General features: G+C 46.6%; 23 protein-coding genes. 10 read left to right on the plus strand and 13 right to left on the minus strand.

What is annotated here, in order from left to right; all coding sequences use genetic code 11:
* The first annotated feature begins 32 nt into the window (after positions 1-32).
* On the plus strand, positions 33-1,487 hold the full coding sequence (gene rng / locus BLP80_RS09590) for a ribonuclease G (RefSeq protein WP_090542686.1): 1,455 nt from the start codon (positions 33-35) through the stop codon (positions 1,485-1,487).
* A 314-nt stretch (positions 1,488-1,801) separates the two neighbouring features.
* Here rng and BLP80_RS09595 read toward each other — a convergent pair whose 3' ends face one another.
* The 9 genes from BLP80_RS09595 to BLP80_RS09635 all read right to left on the minus strand — a co-directional run bounded on the left by BLP80_RS09595 (position 1,802) and on the right by BLP80_RS09635 (position 9,591).
* Positions 1,802-2,986, minus strand: coding sequence for a DesA family fatty acid desaturase (locus tag BLP80_RS09595; RefSeq protein WP_090542688.1), 1,185 nt, complete (start codon positions 2,984-2,986; stop codon positions 1,802-1,804).
* 139 nt (positions 2,987-3,125) lie between these two features.
* Positions 3,126-3,665 carry a pseudouridine synthase gene (locus tag BLP80_RS09600; RefSeq protein ID WP_090542690.1) on the minus strand — a complete coding sequence of 180 codons (540 nt, stop codon included), beginning with the start codon at positions 3,663-3,665 and terminating at the stop codon, positions 3,126-3,128.
* A 37-nt stretch (positions 3,666-3,702) separates the two neighbouring features.
* Positions 3,703-4,155: a SixA phosphatase family protein gene (locus BLP80_RS09605; RefSeq protein ID WP_090542692.1), complete on the minus strand. Its 453-nt coding sequence runs from the start codon at positions 4,153-4,155 to the stop codon at positions 3,703-3,705.
* Positions 4,156-4,199: 44 nt separating this feature from the next.
* Entirely contained in the window at positions 4,200-5,516 is a 1,317-nt protein-coding gene (gene rimO, locus BLP80_RS09610) for a 30S ribosomal protein S12 methylthiotransferase RimO (protein ID WP_090542695.1), read from the minus strand.
* Positions 5,517-5,795: 279 nt separating this feature from the next.
* Positions 5,796-6,389: a transcription elongation factor GreB gene (gene greB / locus BLP80_RS09615; RefSeq protein ID WP_090542697.1), complete on the minus strand. Its 594-nt coding sequence runs from the start codon at positions 6,387-6,389 to the stop codon at positions 5,796-5,798.
* A 25-nt stretch (positions 6,390-6,414) separates the two neighbouring features.
* Positions 6,415-7,713, minus strand: a complete 1,299-nt coding sequence (gene hisD, locus BLP80_RS09620) for a histidinol dehydrogenase (RefSeq protein ID WP_090542698.1) — start codon at positions 7,711-7,713, stop codon at positions 6,415-6,417.
* 51 nt (positions 7,714-7,764) lie between these two features.
* Positions 7,765-8,412 (minus strand): ATP phosphoribosyltransferase, encoded by a 648-nt coding sequence (gene hisG / locus BLP80_RS09625; protein WP_090542700.1) that lies wholly within the window; start codon positions 8,410-8,412, stop codon positions 7,765-7,767.
* A gap of 12 nt (positions 8,413-8,424) precedes the next feature.
* Positions 8,425-9,063: a superoxide dismutase gene (locus BLP80_RS09630; protein WP_090542701.1), complete on the minus strand. Its 639-nt coding sequence runs from the start codon at positions 9,061-9,063 to the stop codon at positions 8,425-8,427.
* Positions 9,064-9,156: 93 nt separating this feature from the next.
* A complete protein-coding gene (locus BLP80_RS09635) occupies positions 9,157-9,591 on the minus strand; it encodes an ExbD/TolR family protein (protein WP_090542702.1) in 435 nt (144 codons plus the stop codon).
* A 157-nt stretch (positions 9,592-9,748) separates the two neighbouring features.
* On the opposite strand from BLP80_RS09635, the gene purE reads away from it, so the two are divergent.
* The 3 genes from purE to BLP80_RS09650 are packed head-to-tail and all read left to right on the plus strand — an operon-like array spanning position 9,749 to position 12,309.
* Positions 9,749-10,240 (plus strand): 5-(carboxyamino)imidazole ribonucleotide mutase, encoded by a 492-nt coding sequence (gene purE / locus BLP80_RS09640; protein WP_090542704.1) that lies wholly within the window; start codon positions 9,749-9,751, stop codon positions 10,238-10,240.
* Positions 10,237-11,373, plus strand: coding sequence for a 5-(carboxyamino)imidazole ribonucleotide synthase (locus tag BLP80_RS09645; protein ID WP_090542706.1), 1,137 nt, complete (start codon positions 10,237-10,239; stop codon positions 11,371-11,373). Before purE ends, BLP80_RS09645 begins: the two co-directional genes overlap by 4 nt.
* 39 nt (positions 11,374-11,412) lie before the next feature.
* Complete coding sequence (locus BLP80_RS09650) at positions 11,413-12,309, plus strand: phosphoribosylaminoimidazolesuccinocarboxamide synthase (RefSeq protein WP_090542708.1); 897 nt, start codon at positions 11,413-11,415, stop codon at positions 12,307-12,309.
* A gap of 8 nt (positions 12,310-12,317) precedes the next feature.
* Here the strand turns inward: BLP80_RS09650 and BLP80_RS09655 are convergent, their stop codons facing one another.
* Both BLP80_RS09655 and BLP80_RS09660 read right to left on the minus strand, forming a co-directional pair.
* Positions 12,318-13,118 (minus strand): sulfite exporter TauE/SafE family protein, encoded by an 801-nt coding sequence (locus BLP80_RS09655; RefSeq protein ID WP_090542710.1) that lies wholly within the window; start codon positions 13,116-13,118, stop codon positions 12,318-12,320.
* Positions 13,119-13,194: 76 nt separating this feature from the next.
* Positions 13,195-13,650 (minus strand): EVE domain-containing protein, encoded by a 456-nt coding sequence (locus tag BLP80_RS09660; protein ID WP_090542712.1) that lies wholly within the window; start codon positions 13,648-13,650, stop codon positions 13,195-13,197.
* Between the two features lie 142 nt (positions 13,651-13,792).
* Between BLP80_RS09660 and BLP80_RS09665 the strand changes: the two genes are divergently transcribed.
* Together BLP80_RS09665 and BLP80_RS09670 are read left to right on the plus strand one after the other, a co-directional pair.
* The gene (locus tag BLP80_RS09665) at positions 13,793-14,305 is read left to right on the plus strand and encodes an Arm DNA-binding domain-containing protein (protein WP_090542714.1); all 513 of its coding nucleotides are present in this window, start codon (positions 13,793-13,795) and stop codon (positions 14,303-14,305) included.
* Positions 14,306-14,659: 354 nt separating this feature from the next.
* Positions 14,660-15,124, plus strand: a complete 465-nt coding sequence (locus BLP80_RS09670) for a sodium:proline symporter (protein ID WP_090542716.1) — start codon at positions 14,660-14,662, stop codon at positions 15,122-15,124.
* A gap of 41 nt (positions 15,125-15,165) precedes the next feature.
* Here BLP80_RS09670 and BLP80_RS09675 read toward each other — a convergent pair whose 3' ends face one another.
* Complete coding sequence (locus tag BLP80_RS09675; RefSeq protein ID WP_090542718.1) at positions 15,166-16,137, minus strand: LysR family transcriptional regulator; 972 nt, start codon at positions 16,135-16,137, stop codon at positions 15,166-15,168.
* 74 nt (positions 16,138-16,211) lie between these two features.
* On the opposite strand from BLP80_RS09675, the gene BLP80_RS09680 reads away from it, so the two are divergent.
* The 4 genes from BLP80_RS09680 to BLP80_RS09695 all read left to right on the plus strand — a co-directional run bounded on the left by BLP80_RS09680 (position 16,212) and on the right by BLP80_RS09695 (position 18,465).
* Entirely contained in the window at positions 16,212-16,652 is a 441-nt protein-coding gene (locus tag BLP80_RS09680; RefSeq protein ID WP_090542720.1) for a DoxX family protein, read from the plus strand.
* Positions 16,653-16,678: 26 nt separating this feature from the next.
* The gene (locus BLP80_RS09685) at positions 16,679-17,401 is read left to right on the plus strand and encodes a pirin family protein (RefSeq protein ID WP_090542722.1); all 723 of its coding nucleotides are present in this window, start codon (positions 16,679-16,681) and stop codon (positions 17,399-17,401) included.
* Between the two features lie 35 nt (positions 17,402-17,436).
* Positions 17,437-17,826: an OsmC family protein gene (locus tag BLP80_RS09690; protein ID WP_090542724.1), complete on the plus strand. Its 390-nt coding sequence runs from the start codon at positions 17,437-17,439 to the stop codon at positions 17,824-17,826.
* Between the two features lie 87 nt (positions 17,827-17,913).
* Positions 17,914-18,465, plus strand: a complete 552-nt coding sequence (locus BLP80_RS09695) for a RipA family octameric membrane protein (protein ID WP_090542726.1) — start codon at positions 17,914-17,916, stop codon at positions 18,463-18,465.
* Positions 18,466-18,530: 65 nt separating this feature from the next.
* On the opposite strand, the gene BLP80_RS09700 is transcribed toward BLP80_RS09695, so the two are convergent.
* A complete protein-coding gene (locus BLP80_RS09700; RefSeq protein WP_176754329.1) occupies positions 18,531-19,211 on the minus strand; it encodes a CRISPR-associated ring nuclease in 681 nt (226 codons plus the stop codon).
* Positions 19,212-19,290 lie beyond the last annotated feature (79 nt).

The raw sequence follows: 19,290 nt of genomic DNA on the forward strand, positions 1-19,290 counted from the left end.
GTCAGGAAAAGAAATTGTACTATACTCCCTAAATGAGTAAAGAGATTCTTATCAATGTTACACCACAGGAAACACGTGTTGCTGTCATAGAGCAAGGTGTTGTGCAGGAATTACATATAGAGCGAGCGAGCAGCCGGGGCATCGTTGGTAATATTTATAATGGCCGGGTTAGCCGAGTACTACCAGGTATGCAATCCGCTTTTATAGACATCGGTATGGAACGGGCAGCATTTCTCCATGTGGGAGATATCAAGGAATTGAGCTCAAATGGTGAACAAGGCCGGCCTATTGAAAGATTATTGCACGAGGGAAGTAATATACTCGTTCAAGTGATTAAAGACGCAATTGGAACAAAGGGAGCAAGGCTTTCCACTCAAATCAGTATTGCTGGGCGAATGCTTGTCTATTTGCCACAGGAATCCCATATTGGTGTTTCCCAACGTATTGAAGATAATTTTGAACGTGAATTATTGCGTGAAAAATTACAACACATTCTTCCCGCTGATGCAAAAGGAGGTTACATCATACGGACGATGGCCGAAACGGCAAGCGAATTAGATCTGTACGCAGACATAGAGTATCTGCATAAGCTTTGGCATGATATTCAGAATAAATCATTAACGGTTAATTTTCCTGTTTTACTTTATCAGGATTTAGATCTGAGCCATCGGGTATTGCGTGATTTTGTCGATGATGATACTCATCGTATCCAGGTAGATTCACGAGAAACTTTTCTGAAAATGATTGCCTTTGCTCAAAACTATATGGGCAATGTTGCAGGGAGAATCGATCATTATACTGGGAAGCGTCCATTATTCGATTTATATAGCGTCGAAGAAGAAATTGAGCGATCACTTGCGCGGCGGGTTGATCTGAAATCAGGCGGTTATGTCATTATTGATCAGACCGAGGCGCTAACTACCATGGATGTTAATACAGGCGGATTTATTGGGGTACGTAATTTTGATGACACTATATTTAAAACCAATTTAGAAGCAGCACAGGTCATAGCGCGGCAACTCCGCTTACGAAATTTGGGTGGCATTATCATCATCGATTTTATCGATATGGAGAATGAAGAGCATAGAAATGCTGTATTAGCAGAACTCAACAAGACTTTGATGAAGGATAGAACGCGTATGGCTGTCAATGGATTTTCTGCTTTAGGATTAGTAGAAATGACACGAAAGCGGACACGTGAGAGCCTTGCTCACATCCTATGTGAACCCTGCCCAACTTGTCAGGGGCGCGGACAAATCCGGACAGCGCAAACGGTTTGCTATGAAATCTTACGTGAATTGTTGCGAGAATCCCGACAATTTGATGCTAATGAATTCCGCATTCTTGCTTCGCAGCAAGTGATCGATTTATTTCTAGATGAAGAATCGCAGAGTCTTGCACAGCTAGCTGATTTTATTGAAAAACCTATTAGCCTTCAGGTGGAAGTGTCTTATTCGCAAGAGCAGTATGATGTTATTTTGATATAAAGCTAGAAACAAGTGTTAGACCCGAATATTTCATAAATTGGCATGTGCCCTCACTTGTCTTTTGATTAATAAGAAAGATTTTGCTCAGTCGGGTGTATGAGTCACTACACCACTCCTTCTCAAAACTTCCCTATTAATCAAAATCCTGCGTGATCATCACGCGAATTTATGAAATATTCGGGTTAGATGATTGTCGGTAGTTTCCATCACAGGCCACTACCGAGCAAAGGACAAGAAGTATATAACTCAAAGAGGTAATCCCCCGGCTTTGCCGGGGGGTTGACTTCAGAGTCTCTGCCTGGTTTATAACCTAATTATGCATAGCAGCGTAGCTGACGTGAGAATTTCTCCAGTACTTCGATCCCACTTTCTTCTGCGCGATGGCACCAATCTTCAAGCTGCTTGACGAGTTCATCTTTGGAAGCAGTAGAACGTTGCCATATTGCAGCAAGTTCTTCACGCATCGTGTAGACTGTATCAAGATTTTTGGTTTTACTTAAAACCAGATTCAGTTTGATGCGTTCATCTTCTTGCAAGGTTTTGGCATCTGCCAGTATCCACCGTTTCAATGTGTTGCCATCTATTCCATAATGGGTAGCGGCTTCCCGTAAATGTTCCACTTCCTTCTTGAGTATTGCTTTGAGAGACTGCGAGTATTTTGCCAGCACTTCATAACGATGAGCAATAACTGCCTGCAGAGTATCGAAGTCACATTCAGTTTTGGTTTTGTTGATGTTAAGTTTGGGTGCGGTTTTCTTGACAGTTGCCAATCCCATCATTTCCAGAATGCGTATGTACATCCAGCCAATATCGAATTCGAACCATTTATTGGATAATCTGGCTGAAGTAGGGTAGGCGTGGTGGTTGTTGTGTAATTCTTCGCCTCCAACCAGGATGCCCCAAGGAACGATGTTACGACTGGCATCTTCTGCTTGAAAATTGCGATATCCCCAGAAGTGCCCAATACCATTGATAACACCTGCAGCAAACACAGGTGTCCAGAGCATTTGAATTGCCCATATGGTAATTCCAATAGGACCAAACAGAATGAAATGAATGATCAGTAATAGCCCAATGCCGGATGCGCTATATTTTGTGTAAACATTACGTTCTATCCAGTCATCTGGTGTACCGTGCCCATACCTTTCCATGGTTTCTTTGTTTTTTGCTTCTAACCGATAAAGTTCCGCTCCTTCAGTCAGTACTTTTTTAATACCAAAAATCTGAGGACTGTGTGGATCATCCAAAGTTTCACATTTTGCATGATGCTTGCGATGAATCGCAGTCCATTCTTTTGTAACCATACCGGTAGTCAACCATAGCCAGAAACGAAAGAAATGACTGGGGATAGGATGCAAATCCAATGCCCTGTGGGCCGAATGGCGATGCAAGTAAATTGTGATGCCGGCAATCGTGATATGGGTAATTACCAAAGTAACAATGATATATCCCCACCATGGTAGATCAATTAATCCTGATAGTGCTGAAACTATGTCCATATTAGTTTTATTCCTCCTTTAAAATCTAGCTATGTCTAATGATGCAATCTAAAGAGATGTATAAGGTTAGTCAAGAAATTTCGTGACATTTTTATTATAGGAATTTTCCAATTTTTTACTGGTTACCCTAAGTAGTAAATTATTCAAGAATACGCCACTTACCTGGATCAAGGTCAGTCAGTGTGTATTTGCCAATAGCAATTCGAATCAATCGCAGCGTAGGAAGCCCGATTGCTGCCGTCATATGCCGTACCTGCCGATTTTTTCCTTCAGTAAGGGTAAGTTCTATCCAGGAGGTAGGAATATTTTTGCGAAAACGTATTGGTGGGGTTCGTGACCAAAGATGAGTCGGTTCACCCATTAAACGAACTTTTGCAGGTTGGGTTTTATAATCCTTCAATATTATTCCCTCACATAGCTGCTGAAGATCTGATTGATTGGGTGTACCTTCTACTTGCGCCCAATATACCTTGGGTTGCTTGAACCTTGGATTGCTGATTTTATGCTGTAGTTTTCCATCATCGGTGAGTAATACTAGCCCTTCGCTATCGATATCCAGTCTCCCGGCCGGGTAAAAATTAGGTATTGGAACAAAATCTTTTAATGATTGATATCCAATCTGGGGTGTAAACTGACAAATTACACCATAAGGTTTATTGAAAAGAATCAAGCGTGCCATGGCTCAATTCAAGAAAAAGAATGTGTTTGCTTTATGTTTACACCATGTCCGGATTCATGACAGCGCGCAGGATAGTATTTTCAGTATCAGCGCTTTGCTTATAGCTAAACCACCAGATTGCTCCTTTTTTGATGCCAAAGCTGGCGCGGCTGTTGCAGATCAATGAAGCGGCAATATTCCCCAAAGTGGGCTGGTGACCTACAACAAGTACCGCGCCATCAGTGTAAGGCCAGTTAGTAGCAGTGAGAATCATATCAACGGTTGCACTGGTTCCTACTTCCTGAATCGTTTCAAAATCATTGCTGAATGCCAGAGCAGTTTGCTGAGTACGCTTAGCAGGACTGACAATGATGCGTGCTTTCTTAGGTAATCTGGGTTTGAGCCATTGAGCCATATCATGAGCTTGCTTTAACCCTTTTTCAGTCAGTTTGCGTGCAGCATCGGGGAATCCATCCTCTGCTTCTGCATGGCGCCATAATATAAGCTCCAAAATGTTCTCCTTTAAGATAGATAATGGTTATTATCGCTAATCAATTAAATGATTTCCGCCCATAGATCATGCTCATCAGAATGCGTAACATGTACTTTTACTACATCACCCTGACCTAATGATTGGCCGTTTTCCACATAGACTAGCCCATCGATTTCTGGTGCATCAGCATGACTGCGTGCAACTGCGCCTTGCTCATCGACCTCATCAACAAGCACTTGTAAAGTTTTACCCACTTTTTGTGCAAGGCGCTGAGCGCTGATTTCTTCCTGTAACGCCATCAAGCGTGCTAAACGCGCTTGCTGTAATTCGGGATGAACGTGATGGGGTAAACTATTGGCAGCTGCACCTTCAACTGGTGAATACATGAACGCACCGACGCGATCCAGTTGAGCGGTTTTAAGAAAATCTAGCAGCTCCTCGAATTCTGCTTCGGTTTCACCCGGGAAGCCAACAATAAACGTACTCCGCAGCGTGATATCAGGGCAGATGGCGCGCCATTGCTGTATGCGGGTAAGCACGTCTTCGCTATCAGCGGGGCGTTTCATCAATTTCAGAATGCGCGCATTCGCATGCTGGAAGGGAATATCCAGATAGGGAACAATCTTACCCTCTGCCATTAGCGGGATAAGCTCATCAACATGCGGATAGGGGTAGACATAATGCAAGCGCACCCATACGCCCAATTCTCCCATTGCCTGCGCGAGTTCAGTAATGCGTGTTTTAACTGGCTTGCCCCCCCAGAAACCAGTCCGGTATTTCAGATCAACCCCATAGGCGCTCGTGTCCTGGGAAATGACTAGCAATTCTTTAACGCCAGCCTCGACCAGGCTTTGCGCCTCCTGCATGACATCCCCGACAGGTCGGCTGACGAGATTGCCACGCATGCTGGGAATGATGCAAAAAGTGCACCGATGGTTACAGCCTTCAGAAATTTTTACATAGGCGTAATGATTGGGTGTCAGTCTTATGCCTTGAGGCGGCACCAGATCAACATAAGGGTCGTGCAGTTTGGGTAAATGCGTATGAATGGCTTCCATGACTTCATCGGTAGCTTGTGGGCCCGTGACCGACAGCACGTTGGGATGTGCCTGTTTCACGATATTTCCTTTTGCGCCAAGGCATCCGGTGACAATGACTTTGCCGTTTTCAGTGAGCGCTTCACCAATAGCATCAAGCGATTCGGCAATAGCGCTGTCGATAAAACCACAAGTGTTGACCACAACCAGATCTGAATCTTCGTAGTTGGGTGAAATAAGATAACCTTCCGCCCGCAGACGCGTCAGAATGCGCTCGGAATCAACGGTAGCCTTGGGGCAACCGAGTGAAACAAAGCCAACACGTGGGATTTTATTGCGCATATTCATTCTTTTTTTATTACTAAAGGTTCAGGAGTGATTAATTAAAGTTATTAAGGAAGCGAGATAATCAGGGGTAAATACTTACCTGCTATCTGCATCTTTCTGAGATTTGCTTACTATTTTAAAACAAATTTGTCGTTAAATAAGCTGATTTCAATTGGCGGGTTCTTTTAAAAGATGATCAGTAGACGATATCTATATTCACAAGTTCCTTAATAGTATGGCTATATCATCATTAATTGTTAGGAAGGTATGTCCAGTATATTTAGAGGGGGGGGGCTATTTTGAGGTAACTGGCTTAAAAGGCAGGATAGCAATCGGTTGATAGTCGACTGACAGGACATCGAGTTTCTCGATACCCGAAGGGGTGCGCAGGGTGACGCTGTCGCCTTCACGCGCAGAAATCAGCGCACGCGCTACTGGAGAGATCCAACTGATATAACCTCTCAAGGGGTCGATTTCATCGATTCCGACAATGGAAACAGTTTTTTCATGGCTGTTCTGATCAGCGTAGCAGACAGTAGCACCAAAAAAGATGCGTGAAGAATCTTCGCGTGGCGCGGTCGGGTCGACGATTTCGGCCATATCCAGCCGCTTGGATAGAAAACGCAGTCGTTTGTCTATCTCACGTAGCCGTTTCTTGCCGTAGAGGTAATCGCCATTTTCGGAGCGATCGCCATTGCCAGCAGCCCATGCAACCGTTGCGGTGACATCAGGCCGTTCCTTATTGAGCAACCATAGATATTCTTCTGTCAGGCGAGCATGGCCGCCTGGGGTAATATAGTTTTTGCTGCCCGTGGGTAGTGGTGAGACAGATGCTTCTTCATCAATTTCGTCCGTTGTATCGGTTTCTTTTACAAACGCTTTGCTCATGTATGTTCTGCCTTACTTCAAATGACTATTTGTAGCGGAATTCAGCAGACATGGCATGGGCCTGCAGTCCTTCACCCCTGGCCAGGGTAGAGGCGATGGCGCCGAGGGTAGAGGCACCCTGCGGGGATACCTGGATCAGGCTGGTGCGTTTCTGAAAATCGTAAACGCCCAAGGGCGAAGAAAACCGTGCTGTACCAGAAGTCGGCAGTACGTGATTCGGTCCGGCGCAATAGTCTCCCAATGCTTCACAAGTATGATACCCCATGAAAATTGCACCCGCATGTTTCAGCTTACCGATCCATTGCTCTGGCTGGTCCACCGATAATTCCAGATGTTCCGGGGCGATTCGGTTAGCGATTATGCATGCTTCCTCCAAATCGCGTACTTTAATCAAAGCGCCGCGTCCTTCTAGTGAAGCGCGGATAACTTCTTTTCGTGGCATGATTTCAAGCTGTCGAGTAATGCTTGCAGCAACTGCATCAAGAAAGTCTTGATCCGGACAAAGCAAAATGGATTGCGCTTGTTCATCGTGCTCAGCTTGCGAAAATAGATCCATGGCGATCCAATCGGGATCAACCTTTCCATCACAAATCACCAGGATTTCTGAAGGACCCGCGACCATATCGATGCCAACCAGCCCGAAAACAAAGCGTTTGGCAGCTGCGACATAAGCATTCCCAGGTCCAACGATTTTATCGACTTTGGGTATGGTCACCGTGCCATACGCCAGTGCGCCAATTGCCTGAGCGCCGCCTATCGTAAAAACGCGGTCTACTCCGGAGATAGCCGCTGCTGCAAGCACCAAATCGTTTTTTTCACCACGAGGAGTCGGGACTACCATGATCAGCTCGTTAACACCTGCTACTTTGGCCGGGATGGCATTCATCAGAACGGAGGACGGGTAGGAAGCTTTTCCACCAGGCACATACAATCCTACGCGATCCAGCGCAGTGATTTTTTGCCCAAGTAATGTGCCATCCGGTTCGGTATATTGCCAGGATTGGGACAATTGTCTCTCATGGTATGCGCGTATCCGCCGTGCAGCTTGTTCTAACGCTTCTCTTTCGTTAGATGGCAGTTGTTGCAGCGATCGCTGCCAGTCACTTTTAGGTAATTCAATTTCTGCAATCGAAGAGACCTCTAAATGATCGAAGCGACGGGTATAGTCAAGCAATGCATCATCTCCACGTCTTTTGATATCGGCCAGAATGTGGATCACTGTCCCGTTAACGGTTTCATCCAGGGTGCTTTCGAAGGCCAATAAGGTGTTGAGTGCTTCATCAAAGCTGGGGTCGATGGAAGACAATCGGTTAAGCTTTATCATAGGGCTTGAATAATAGTTGCACAGTTTGAGTATAGTGATACTTGAACCTATTTAATCTACTTTAATCGCAGATCGGAATGCTTCAAGGAGTGGCTGAATAGCCTCGCGTTTTAGTTTTAGTGCTGCTTGATTAATAATCAGTTGTGCTGAAATGGGCATGATTTCCTCAACAGCTTTCAAGTGATTGGCTTTCAGGGTATTACCGCTCGAAACGAGATCGACAATCGCATCAGCCAGACTAACCAGCGGCGCAAGCTCCATTGAACCATACAATTTGATGAGATCGACATGCATCCCTTTCTCAGCAAAATGATCACGCGCAGTTTTTAAATATTTGGTGGCGACCCGTAGCCGGGCGCCTTGAAAAACAGCTGATTCGTAATCGAAATCCTTAGGTACAGCAACCATCATGCGGCAGCGGGCAATCTGCAAATCAAGCGGCTGATAAAGGCCCGCGCCGCCATACTCCAGCAAGACATCTTTACCAGCTACACCCAGATCGGCTGCGCCATACTGTACGTAAGTCGGAACATCTGAGGCGCGCACCATGATGATACGCACCTGCGGGTTATTGGTTGCGATGATTAATTTACGTGAGGTTTCAGGATCATCCTGTGCGATGATCCCGGCTGCTTTCAGAAAAGGGACCGTATCCTCGAAAATACGACCCTTCGAAAGCGCAATGGTGATATGCGTCATAAATCCGGCAAATTAACTCAGGTTTGCAGCGGCGAATTCCCAATTGATCAATTTATCAAGAATCGTATTGACATAATCAGGTCGTCGATTCTGATAGTCCAGATAATAGGCATGTTCCCAAACATCAATGGTTAACAACGGTCTGATGTTTTTTGTAAGTGGAGAATCAGCATTACTGGTTTTGGCGATGGCGAGTTTATCGCCTTCCTGCACCAGCCAGGCCCAACCACTGCCAAATTGTGTTACGGCTGCATTAGCAAACTCCTTTTTACAGGCGTCTACACTGCCAAATGAAGCTTCGATTTTTTGTTTCAAAGCCGTGGGAGGTTCACCACCACCCTTGGGACTGAGGCTATGCCAGTAAAACATATGATTCCAGACTTGTGCAGCATTATTGAAAATACCTGCTTTATCTGCCTGACCAGCCGTAGCGGTGATGATTTTTTCCAGTGATTGCCCTGCAAATACAGTATCTGCAACGAGTTTGTTTAAATTATCCACGTATGCCTTGTGATGCTTGCCATAGTGGAAGCTCAGGGTATGAGCAGAGATAACCGGTTCCAATGCATTATCTGCATAGGGCAGGGGGGCCAGTACGTAAGTGCTGCCAGATTGTGCGGTTTGAGAAAAATTTTCCAGATGATTGCTCATTTTTCTTCCTTTAAAAATAAAATTGAATAAAGAAGTCATTAGCGTATGAATAATGATTGATTAAGAAAAAATATTATCCGAAGTCACAATAAATTACTCGGTGTTATTTTTTGCTTCAGTACTAAATGTTACTTGATTGTACCCGGCAAGCCGAGCGGCTTCCATGATTGTTATGACAGATTGGTGAGTAGCTTTTGCATCTGCATTGATAATGATAACCGGATTTTTCTCATCCTTGGCAGCAGCTTGTAATTCATCACGTAATCCTTCAATGCTGGAAAAGGTTATCGGCACCAGGTTAATGGTGTAGCTGCCCGCTGCACTCACTGTAACATCGATGGTATTAGGTTGTTTGATATTTTTGTCAATTTCTGTGGCGGTTGCTTCTGGTAGCGTGATCTCGAGTTCGGCAAATTTTGAGTATGTCGTGGTAATCACCAGAAAAATCAGGATGACCAGCAGTACATCGATCATGGGGACAAGATTGATCTCTGGTTCTTCTTTTTTTTGACCGCGTTGAAAATTCATAGGGTTGTTTATTGCCAGTTAATGCATTCCATACAGATGAGGTTACCACAAGACACGGCGTAAACTGTTAAAACATCCGGCTTGAAAACCAAATTCTAGTTTATTATTACCGCTTTCGTCATCTTCAATGATTTTTTAATACATTATTCCGTTCTGAATGGATAATCCATTAGTAAGTGTTGTCATGGGCAGTAGCAGTGACTGGAGTGTCATGCAACATGCTGTCCAGGTTCTCAAGGATTTTAATATTTCACACGAAACTTTGATCGTTTCAGCGCATCGCACGCCGGATCGCATGTTTGAGTTTGCCGAAACAGCAATAAAACGTGGCATACAGTGCATTATTGCAGGGGCGGGAGGCGCTGCGCATTTACCTGGCATGATCGCTGCCAAAACGACCTTGCCGGTACTCGGTGTGCCGGTGACTTCCAAGCAGCTGCAAGGCGTTGATTCGCTTCTTTCCATTGTTCAAATGCCCAAAGGTGTTCCGGTTGCCACTTTTGCCATTGGGGAAGCGGGCGCAGCTAATGCTGGACTCTTTGCAGTCGCATTGCTGGCGATCGGTAACAGAGCACTTGCGGAGCATCTCGAATCATTTCGTGCAGCTCAAGCCGCTTCAGTTGCTGCTATGACATTGCCTGAATCATGAGCAGCATTATGCCGGGTGCGATGCTTGGCCTGCTGGGCGGAGGACAGCTTGGACGCATGTTTACCATGGCCGCTCAGAGCATGGGTTATCGCGTCACTGTTTTGGATCCTTCTGAGGACAGCCCTGCTGGCAATATTGCAGAGCGACATTTGTGCGCGGATTACCATGATCCTGATGCTTTGCGCGAATTGAGCGCTACCTGCGCAGGGGTGACCACAGAATTTGAGAATGTGCCTGCTGAGGCGCTGCAGTTTCTGGAGCAACATTGCGTTGTGAGTCCTCATGCACGGAGTGTTTCCATTGCACAAAACCGGATGCTGGAAAAACAGTTTTTGGCAGCAAATGGTTTCTCTGTTGCTCCGTTTATGGTTATCCGCAATAGCGATGATTTGTCGGGTGAGATCAACGCAGCATTTTTTCCTGGTATCCTTAAGGTCAGCCAGTTTGGCTATGATGGCAAAGGGCAGGTGAGAATAGATGCTCCCCATGAACTGATGGATGCCTTCGCAAGCCTACAACAACAGCCTTGTGTGCTGGAACAATTATTGCCACTTGCTTGTGAGATTTCCGTGATCGTTGCACGTGGCTTTGATGACGAGATCAGTCTGTTTCCGGTAGCAGAAAATCACCATTCGCAAGGTATTCTCGATATGAGTATCATTCCTGCGAGGATACCGGAAAAGATTGCCCAACAAGCCAGAAAAATGGCCACAGAGGTGGCGGTCAAGCTTGATTACCGCGGCGTGCTCTGTATCGAGTTCTTTGTACTTGCCGATGGCCGGTTACTCATCAATGAAATTGCACCTCGCCCGCACAACAGTGGTCACTATACGCTCGATGCCTGCATCACTTCCCAATTTGAGCAGCAAGTGCGCATTCTGTGCCGATTGCCGCAGGGCGATACGGCGCTGCTCACACCCGCCGTGATGGTGAATTTACTGGGAGACCTGTGGCGATCGAGAGAGCTTGATTGGCGCAAGGTGTTACGTAATCCTACTGCCAAGCTGCATTTGTACGGTAAACGAGAGGCGAGATCAGGCAGAAAAATGGGACATTTCACTGTTCTTGCCGAAACGATTGAACAGGCTTTGCGGCAAGCTGAGGCCATCAAGGCGTCATTAAGAAATGACTGACTTAATCTTTTCCTGAAATTTAATCAGAATCTACATTCCATGAGCGATTCAATGGCCTTATTTGAAACCCACATAAAAACCCTGCCTTTGCTGCACCGCGGCAAAGTGCGCGATATTTATGCCGTCGATCAAGATAAATTATTAATTGTCCAGACAGATCGCCTATCAGCATTCGATGTGGTGCTGCCAACAGCGGTGCCAGGAAAAGGCAAGGTGCTGACGCAATTATCTAATTTCTGGTTTGAGAAACTAAACCACATCCTGCCCAATCATTTGACGGGTATTCTGCCTGAGTCAGTGGTGTCACAGGAAGAGCGCGCGCAGGTGGTCGATCGTGCCTTTGTCGTCAAACGACTCAAGCCTTTGCCGATAGAAGCGATCGTGCGAGGTTATATTGTAGGCTCGGGCTGGAAGGATTATCAGCGAACAGGCGCTATCAGTGGCATTACGCTGCCTCGGGGTTTGCAGGAAGCGGAAAAATTACCTGCTGGTGCCATTTTTACGCCTTCAACCAAGGCGATGGCGGGTGAACATGATGAAAACATTTCGTTTGACGAATGCGAACAATTGCTGGGGCAAACGCTGGCTGCAGAAGTGCGCAGCAAAGCCATCGCACTGTATACTGAGGCCGCCGATTATGCTGCGACTCGAGGCGTGATCATCGCCGATACCAAATTCGAATTTGGTCAAGATCATGCAGGCAATCTTTATTTGATCGATGAAGTATTGACGCCAGATTCATCACGTTTCTGGCCGTCTGATCAGTATCAGCCCGGAAAAAATCCACCGAGCTACGATAAACAGTTTGTTCGTGATTGGCTGGAGCAACTTAAGTGGAACAAACAACCGCCTGCGCCCGTTATTCCGAATGACATTCTCGCGCAAACGGTGAAACGATATCATGAAGCATTACGCCGGTTGACTGAAAGCCTGTAAATTTATTTTTATTGAAAAAGGTTGAGCAGCATTTTAGTCCCCAGGAAATAAAGCAGTATCACAAATATTTTTCTGAGCGTCGCCGATTGCATGCTATGCGTAACTCTGGCGCCCAGTGGAGCAGTGAGCATGCTCGCTATGGCAATCCAGCCAAGTGCGGGTAGATAAACATAGCCCAAGCTAGAGTCGGGTAGGGATTGTGCTTGTAACATGCCATTGATGATATAACCAAGCGTACCTGCTACTGCAATCGGAAAACCCACTGCAGCAGCCGTTCCAATCGCATATTGAAGCTTGACATTGCACATGGAAAGGAACGGTACAGTCAATAATCCCCCTCCTATCGCGACTAAGCTGGATAGCACGCCTATCAGGCTGCCCACTACAATCATCCCAACTTTGCCAGGCAAGACGTGACTGGAAGTAGGCCTAATTTTTAGCCACATCTGGGTTGCGGCATAATAAATGAAGATAACGAAGATAATGCCCAATGCCTGGGTAGACAGTGATCCGGCAAGCGTGGAGCCAACCAGCGTCCCCAGAATAATGCCTGGAGAAAGATACTTGACGATCCACCAGTTAACTGCGCCATGCGCATGATGCATGCGCAGACTGGCAAGCGAAGTGAAAACAATGGTCGCCATGGTAGTGCCTAGCGCGAGATGCAGAATGCGCTCAGGCGGAAAATCCTGTGCTGTAAAGATAAAAGTAAGTGCCGGCACCATGACCAGGCCACCGCCAATTCCCAGCAGGCCGGCGAGAAAACCGATCGTCCCTCCTAGCAATAGATAAACCAGCCACCATTCCATGCCGTTCAACCCAGTTCTTTAGCCTGAGCTTTTAATGATAAAAATAACATCGATGTGAGTAATGAAAATAACAACTTTATAAGATACTCACAATAAATGCCCATTCTGTCGGGTCGACCGGCGTAATCGATAAGCGGTTGCCTTTTTGCAGGATTCTCATGTTGGCGAGTTCAGGATAGCTTCTCAATTCCTTGATGGAAATCAGGCGGGTTTTTTGGGCGAGTGTGACCTCAACATTAAACCATCGTGGATTTTCTGGTGTAGCCTTGGGATCGTAGTATTTGCTTTGGGGATCGAATTGTGTGGCATCGGGATAAGCAAGCTTGGAAACTGTCGTGATGCCAACAACGCCGGGTTCGGCGCAACTGGAATGATAGAAAAACGCCTGATCGCCAATCTGCATTTGATTACGCATAAAATTGCGCGCTTGATAATTTCTTATCCCATCCCAGGCAACGGTCTGCCCGGGTCTTGCAGCCAGATCATCGATGCTGACTTCTGTTGGCTCTGATTTCATTAGCCAGTAACGCATATATACTCCATCTTATTCCTAATTAGTTTCATTTGTCTCATTATTGCTTGATTTTCTGGTAATACATTGTCTCGATTATTCCGGTATTGCCCATTAGAATCCCACCCATATTCCCCCCAAAGATCCCACCCAAGGAGAGTCCATGGGAAAACTATCTACTGTGAGTTGTGAGGCCGTGAAGCCTGATCCAGAACGCGATCGCTTATTAGGTGATGGCGATGCACTGTTTCTACGGATAAGGCCACATGGAACCCAAACATGGATAATCGAATATGAATTTCAGGGAAAGCGAACAAAATACACTATGGGGAGGTATTCTCGCCAGTCAGCACCAGGTGAAAGTATATCCGATTGGCTAAAGCATGGTCAGCAAACACTCACCCAGGCTCGATCTATCGCCGGATGCTGGAAAGCTGTTAGGCGAACTGGGCACGATCCGGTTGCAGAATGGGAGGCGGTATTAGCTGAGGAGCGAGAAATTGCAGCAGCGAAGCAAGCGGCTTTGGAAGCTGAGGCTGCATTGCCGATCTTCAACGAAGCTGCCGAGTTATTCATGAAGAAGATCAGAACAGGAAAAAAGAGTGCTCCCTCGACTTGTTATCGACTTAGAAGTTATCTTGAAAAATCATACACGTTTAGCCACAGCCAGCCTTAGCATTGCGATACGCACCATGTTTGCAGCGCTACGGGTACGAATCTCATGACCCTTGGACAATCGCCTGAAATTTCCCAGCCAAGCGCTTGCTCGACAAAGTTGGCAATAGCGCCCCGATAGCTTGCATCACCAGAGAAGGCGCTCACAGCCTACGGAATAAATCGGCCGCAGTATGTGCGTTGCCGTACAGAAAGTGAATGTGTCGCGGATTAACAATACATATCAAGTATACTCATCGTACTTCAAAATTTGGCAGTTATCTTCTCCCGCTGGGAGAAGGTCGGATGAGGGATGATAAAAACCGAATTTTGAAGTGTGATGAGTATAAGAGAATATTCATTGGACTAACTTTTTATGGTGACTCAACCATCAAAATTCTGGTCTGCCGCGCTTTATGCAGGCATCACTGCGGGGGTATTCTCGACCGTTGTGCAGATCCTGCTCTGGTGGGCATTCTGGGATGTACTGCCTTCGATTTTATATCGGGATGCCCGTTTTGCTGCAGCGATCATATTGGGGCAGGGGGTGTTACCCCCGCCAGCGACACTGGATTGGCAGGTTATGTTCATTGCGACAGGGATCCACTCTGGCCTTTCAATCATCTACGCGATAGCCCTCTCCTGGCTGATTCGCCACCTTGACTTAAAAACCTCGCTGATCGCTGGCAGCTTATATGGTTTGGGAGTATTCGTCATTAACATGTACGGCTTTGTCATCATTTTCCCGTGGTTTGTTGATACGCGGGATTGGATTACGGTGGCTGCGCATGTTGTATTCGGTGTTTCTGCCGCAGTGGTGTATAAGATATTATCCGAGTGAACGATGGTGAATGGCGCAGTTTATTTTCTGCGCACCTGGGTTTAGCCCAGGTTCAGTAATGGATGTGACAGCAGGCGCTGCGTCATAAAATCGATCAGTGCTTTAACCGCTGCGGGTTGATGTTTACGGGTAGGGTAAACCAGAAACAATTGATCGGTATCGACATCATGTTGTTCAAGAATATTCACCAATTGACCGGTCAGCACCTCAGCATGGCACATAAAAGGTGGCATCAAGGCAATGCCAGCGCCCGCCATTGCGGCATCTTTCATCACACTGTAATGATCCACACTCAGCTTGCCATGGAGTTGAATCTCAATGCAGCTGCTTGCTGCTTTTTTTGGGAAGTGGCAGGTAGCTCGAATGGTTTGCTGGTGGCTATGGCGAAACAGGATGCTTTCGTGTTTAATCAGCGCCTGCAATGTATCCGGGCAACCATGCTTGCCCAGATAATAAGGGCTCGCATAAAACTTGAGCGGTAATTTACCCAGTTTCTTGGCAACCAGACTCGAATCCTGCAGTATCCCTGCACCCATGCGCAGCGCCAGATCAAATCCTTCCTCGATTAGATTGACCAGGCGTGAGGAGAGATCCACTTGCACATACACTTGTGGATAGAGCTGCATGAAATCGGCAATCAGGCTACCCATGAAAAACATGCCAAACTCTACCGGCATGGTGATTTTCAAGTGCCCTTCGGGCTGCTCATGCATATTTCTGATACGGCATAGCGTATCGCCAATTTGTTGCAACGAGGCATTGGCTTGCTGATATAACAGCTCACCTGCTTCCGTCAGCCGTAAGCTACGCGTGGTGCGCTGAATCAGGCGAACGGCGAGATCATCCTCCAGGCGCTGGATTGCCCGGCTGATTGATGCTTTCGGCTGACTCAACTTACGCGCGGCTGCGCTGAATCCCCCTGCACGAATGACTTCTTCAAACATAGCCAGGTCGTTGAGGTTGATGTGACTAGGCAGCATTATCGTTCCATTATTAACAACAGTTCTTCTCATTTTAATTGACTTATCTGTTTTATGGAACAGTAGTATCGTATCGACTTTACAAGCTACTTTTGGAGAAAAAAATCATGTTTCAAGTAATTCACAGTTCTGCAACCCGTTTCTTGACCCAACCCACTATTGCCAGTGTACTATTTCCATTGGCGCGAGTACTGATAGCATTCATTTTTGTCATGGCTGGTTATAACAAGCTGGGTACGGGCTATGAAGGGACAGCGCAGTATATGGTCAACATGGGGGTGCCGGGATTTTTACTACCCTTAGCCATCGCACTGGAAATAGGCGGCGGTCTAGCCTTGATACTCGGTTGGCAAACACGCGTTGCAGCCCTCTTGCTGGCTGGATTTTCGGTGGTTACAGGTATTATTTTTCATAGCGGCTCAGCCGATTCAATCCAGCAAGTCATGTTGATGAAAAATATCAGCATAGCAGGAGGCTTGCTGGTGCTTGCTCTGACTGGCGCTGGGCGCTTGTCGTTAGATCGCAAGCTCTACGGCGATGGCGTTTAATTTTTTACAGAAAACAGGAGATTATCATGTTAGAAGTCAGAACTGCTAACGCACGTGGTATCGCCAACCTGGGATGGTTATATTCTCAGCATACGTTTTCGTTCGGTGATTATCACGATCCTAGCCAAATGGGTTTTTCGGATTTACGGGTAATCAACGATGACTGCGTGCAGCCCGCACAGGGTTTTGGCACCCACCCTCACCATGATATGGAGATTTTCTCCTATGTACTCGAAGGCGCGCTCGAGCATCGCGATTCAATGGGAACTGGCTCAGTCATTAACCCCGGTGATGTGCAGATGATGAGTGCCGGGAGCGGCGTTACTCACAGCGAATATAATCCTTCGGCGCATGAGCTGGCTCACTTTCTGCAGGTCTGGATTGTGCCCGATCGGCTGGGAGTGCAACCTCGCTATCAGCAACGCCATTTCGATGTGGCTGAGAAACGCGGCTGTCTGCGTTTGATTATTTCACCCAATGGTGAAAATGGATCGCTTTCGGTATATCAGGATGCGCGTGTCTATGCGGGACTATTTGACGGCGATGAGGCATTTACCTTGAATCTGCCAGAAAACCGTCATGCTTATGTGCATGTAGCACGTGGATCACTTGTACTGAACGGCCAGTATTTGAGTGCAGGCGATGGTGCACGGCTACGTGACGAACGTGAACTTAGCTTTAACCACGGTCTGGATGCTGAAGTGCTGGTATTCGATTTAAGACCAAAAGAGTTGCCAAATCAGGAATAATAACGATTGAATGAACACACAAAAAGGAAATGAATATGAGTCTAACCGTGAGCTGGTCAGCTGCAAATGACGATGCCCCCTGTTTAATACAGGATGGCGATTTGTCATGGACATCCGATATCGGGCGAGAGTCAGGAGGATCGGGTGATTTTCCTGATCCACACCAGTTGCTCGATTCCGCATTGGGTGCGTGTACGGTGCTCACCCTGCAATTGTACGCCAAGCGTAAAGCTATCCCGCTTGAGGCTATTCAAATCACCATCACTCATCAGGAAGAGCCTGGATTGTATCAATTAAGGCGTGGCATTCACCTGGCGGGTAATTTAACCGAAGAACAACGCGCCGATTTGCTGCGTATAGCCAACAAATCCCCGATCCACAAAGTGCTCTCAGGTCAGATCGCGCTGACCACAGAACTAGCCTGATTAATAAGCAGAAAGGTATCGTCTAGCTTCACCGGACAATGTTCGTAAAATTTCTTTCCATCCTGATGATTGATACTCTTGGCGTTTATGGATAGTGACAAAACCAGAACGCCCCCTCGACAACCCTCACTGAGAGCCACCTATGAGCATTTGCTTACACTCTGGACTTCCGGGAGCCGCGATTACCATAACATGCTGTCGGCCTATTTGACGGCTAATTCGATCTTTGTTGCGGTGATTGGTGTGATGGTTTCACGGGAGTCGTTGGCGCTGCCGTTTACAATATTGATTATCCTGCTCTCCGTATTCGGGATATTACTTTGCTGGCAAATGGCAATTGTCCTGGGTCGATTTTCCAGACGGAATGCGCTCTGGGAATGGCAATTAAGAGGAATTGAGCAAGCGCCGGAATGGCAAGAACGGCAACTCATCAGTGATCTCTATCGGCTGCATGAAATGCAACTACCCATCGAGGATCTACGCAACGAGCCATCCGTATTCAGGCCAAACTGGGCTTTCCGGCAACGCCGACAATGGTGGGCCCACCGGGCTGTCAGCTTTCCATGGTTCTTTGGTTGTGTTTATGGGTTGTTCCTGTTGTGGGCCGCAACTCAATTGGTGCAACAACTTATAAGTTAAATAGGCTTCGATTTTACTCTGGCGTAAATAGCTTCAAAACCTTCACTCGCGCGTAACGAGAGCGCTCATAACGATATCTGGTCTGGCGCCAGCTTCAGGCCATACCTTTTGTATGGTCTTGTTCCAAATGTTGCGATCTGATAGAAGCTCGCCTCGAGCGGGAGTTGTTGTTTGATTATTCGGTTGATTTTGGAGGATTTTTCCTCAAAGTATTGCCTGTCGAAGCCATTCTTGAGTACCTGTCTCGCATTTTCCAAGGGGGCTGACATCGCCCCGGCCACCTCTGCATACACACTCAAAAAATCATGATGATCTGCTTCCTGCCAATGGATTGCACCATTGCCCGAAGCCGTTACCTGTCTGCGAGCGAGCCAGAGGTAAAAAGCAAACAATGCGGGTGACAGCCTGATCCATTTTCCGCCACAACAGATTAATTTTCTCGGCAAGTCGAACGAAAGCGAAATAAAGCGCAAGCCTGATTGCACTTCTTCCACGGTTTCGTGGAAAGACACTTTTCTGTCCTGAAGGTTTTGGGGTATTCCGCCACGTAGCCTGACAAACGGAATATCGGCCAGCATGATACGCGCATCCGAAGTATGGACAGGCCGGTTATTATTTCGTGAATACAACACTTTTCCCTGCACTGGCGGGAAATAGAAATCCGGCAGGGATTCGAATGGATCGTTTACCAGCACGTGAGACAAGCGATCCTGGGTTCTGCCGAATAATGAGAAGCTGTCTGGCAAAACGATTTCCATTAGAATCAAGGATTTTTTGATAGTAAGCTAAGAGATGTCATACAAAACGGATATAAATGATGAGGAA

The sequence above is a fragment of the Nitrosomonas sp. Nm132 genome (genome assembly GCF_900100485.1).
GTDB lineage: Bacteria > Pseudomonadota > Gammaproteobacteria > Burkholderiales > Nitrosomonadaceae > Nitrosomonas.

Bases quoted from the DNA above. Each gene is read 5' to 3' on its own strand.
- BLP80_RS09665 (WP_090542714.1), top strand. From the start codon at position 13,793: ATGGGAAAACTATCTACTGTGAGTTGTGAGGCCGTGAAGCCTGATCCA.
- BLP80_RS09670 (WP_090542716.1), top strand. From the start codon at position 14,660: ATGGTGACTCAACCATCAAAATTCTGGTCTGCCGCGCTTTATGCAGGC.
- BLP80_RS09645 (WP_090542706.1), top strand. From the start codon at position 10,237: ATGAGCAGCATTATGCCGGGTGCGATGCTTGGCCTGCTGGGCGGAGGA.
- BLP80_RS09650 (WP_090542708.1), top strand. From the start codon at position 11,413: ATGAGCGATTCAATGGCCTTATTTGAAACCCACATAAAAACCCTGCCT.
- rimO (WP_090542695.1), bottom strand. From the start codon at position 5,516: ATGCGCAATAAAATCCCACGTGTTGGCTTTGTTTCACTCGGTTGCCCC.
- BLP80_RS09675 (WP_090542718.1), bottom strand. From the start codon at position 16,137: ATGAGAAGAACTGTTGTTAATAATGGAACGATAATGCTGCCTAGTCAC.
- rng (WP_090542686.1), top strand. From the start codon at position 33: ATGAGTAAAGAGATTCTTATCAATGTTACACCACAGGAAACACGTGTT.
- BLP80_RS09655 (WP_090542710.1), bottom strand. From the start codon at position 13,118: ATGGAATGGTGGCTGGTTTATCTATTGCTAGGAGGGACGATCGGTTTT.
- BLP80_RS09690 (WP_090542724.1), top strand. From the start codon at position 17,437: ATGAGTCTAACCGTGAGCTGGTCAGCTGCAAATGACGATGCCCCCTGT.
- BLP80_RS09685 (WP_090542722.1), top strand. From the start codon at position 16,679: ATGTTAGAAGTCAGAACTGCTAACGCACGTGGTATCGCCAACCTGGGA.
- BLP80_RS09600 (WP_090542690.1), bottom strand. From the start codon at position 3,665: ATGGCACGCTTGATTCTTTTCAATAAACCTTATGGTGTAATTTGTCAG.
- BLP80_RS09595 (WP_090542688.1), bottom strand. From the start codon at position 2,986: ATGGACATAGTTTCAGCACTATCAGGATTAATTGATCTACCATGGTGG.
- BLP80_RS09630 (WP_090542701.1), bottom strand. From the start codon at position 9,063: ATGAGCAATCATCTGGAAAATTTTTCTCAAACCGCACAATCTGGCAGC.
- BLP80_RS09695 (WP_090542726.1), top strand. From the start codon at position 17,914: ATGGATAGTGACAAAACCAGAACGCCCCCTCGACAACCCTCACTGAGA.
- BLP80_RS09680 (WP_090542720.1), top strand. From the start codon at position 16,212: ATGTTTCAAGTAATTCACAGTTCTGCAACCCGTTTCTTGACCCAACCC.
- hisD (WP_090542698.1), bottom strand. From the start codon at position 7,713: ATGATAAAGCTTAACCGATTGTCTTCCATCGACCCCAGCTTTGATGAA.
- hisG (WP_090542700.1), bottom strand. From the start codon at position 8,412: ATGACGCATATCACCATTGCGCTTTCGAAGGGTCGTATTTTCGAGGAT.
- BLP80_RS09635 (WP_090542702.1), bottom strand. From the start codon at position 9,591: ATGAATTTTCAACGCGGTCAAAAAAAAGAAGAACCAGAGATCAATCTT.
- BLP80_RS09660 (WP_090542712.1), bottom strand. From the start codon at position 13,650: ATGCGTTACTGGCTAATGAAATCAGAGCCAACAGAAGTCAGCATCGAT.
- greB (WP_090542697.1), bottom strand. From the start codon at position 6,389: ATGAGCAAAGCGTTTGTAAAAGAAACCGATACAACGGACGAAATTGAT.
- purE (WP_090542704.1), top strand. From the start codon at position 9,749: ATGGATAATCCATTAGTAAGTGTTGTCATGGGCAGTAGCAGTGACTGG.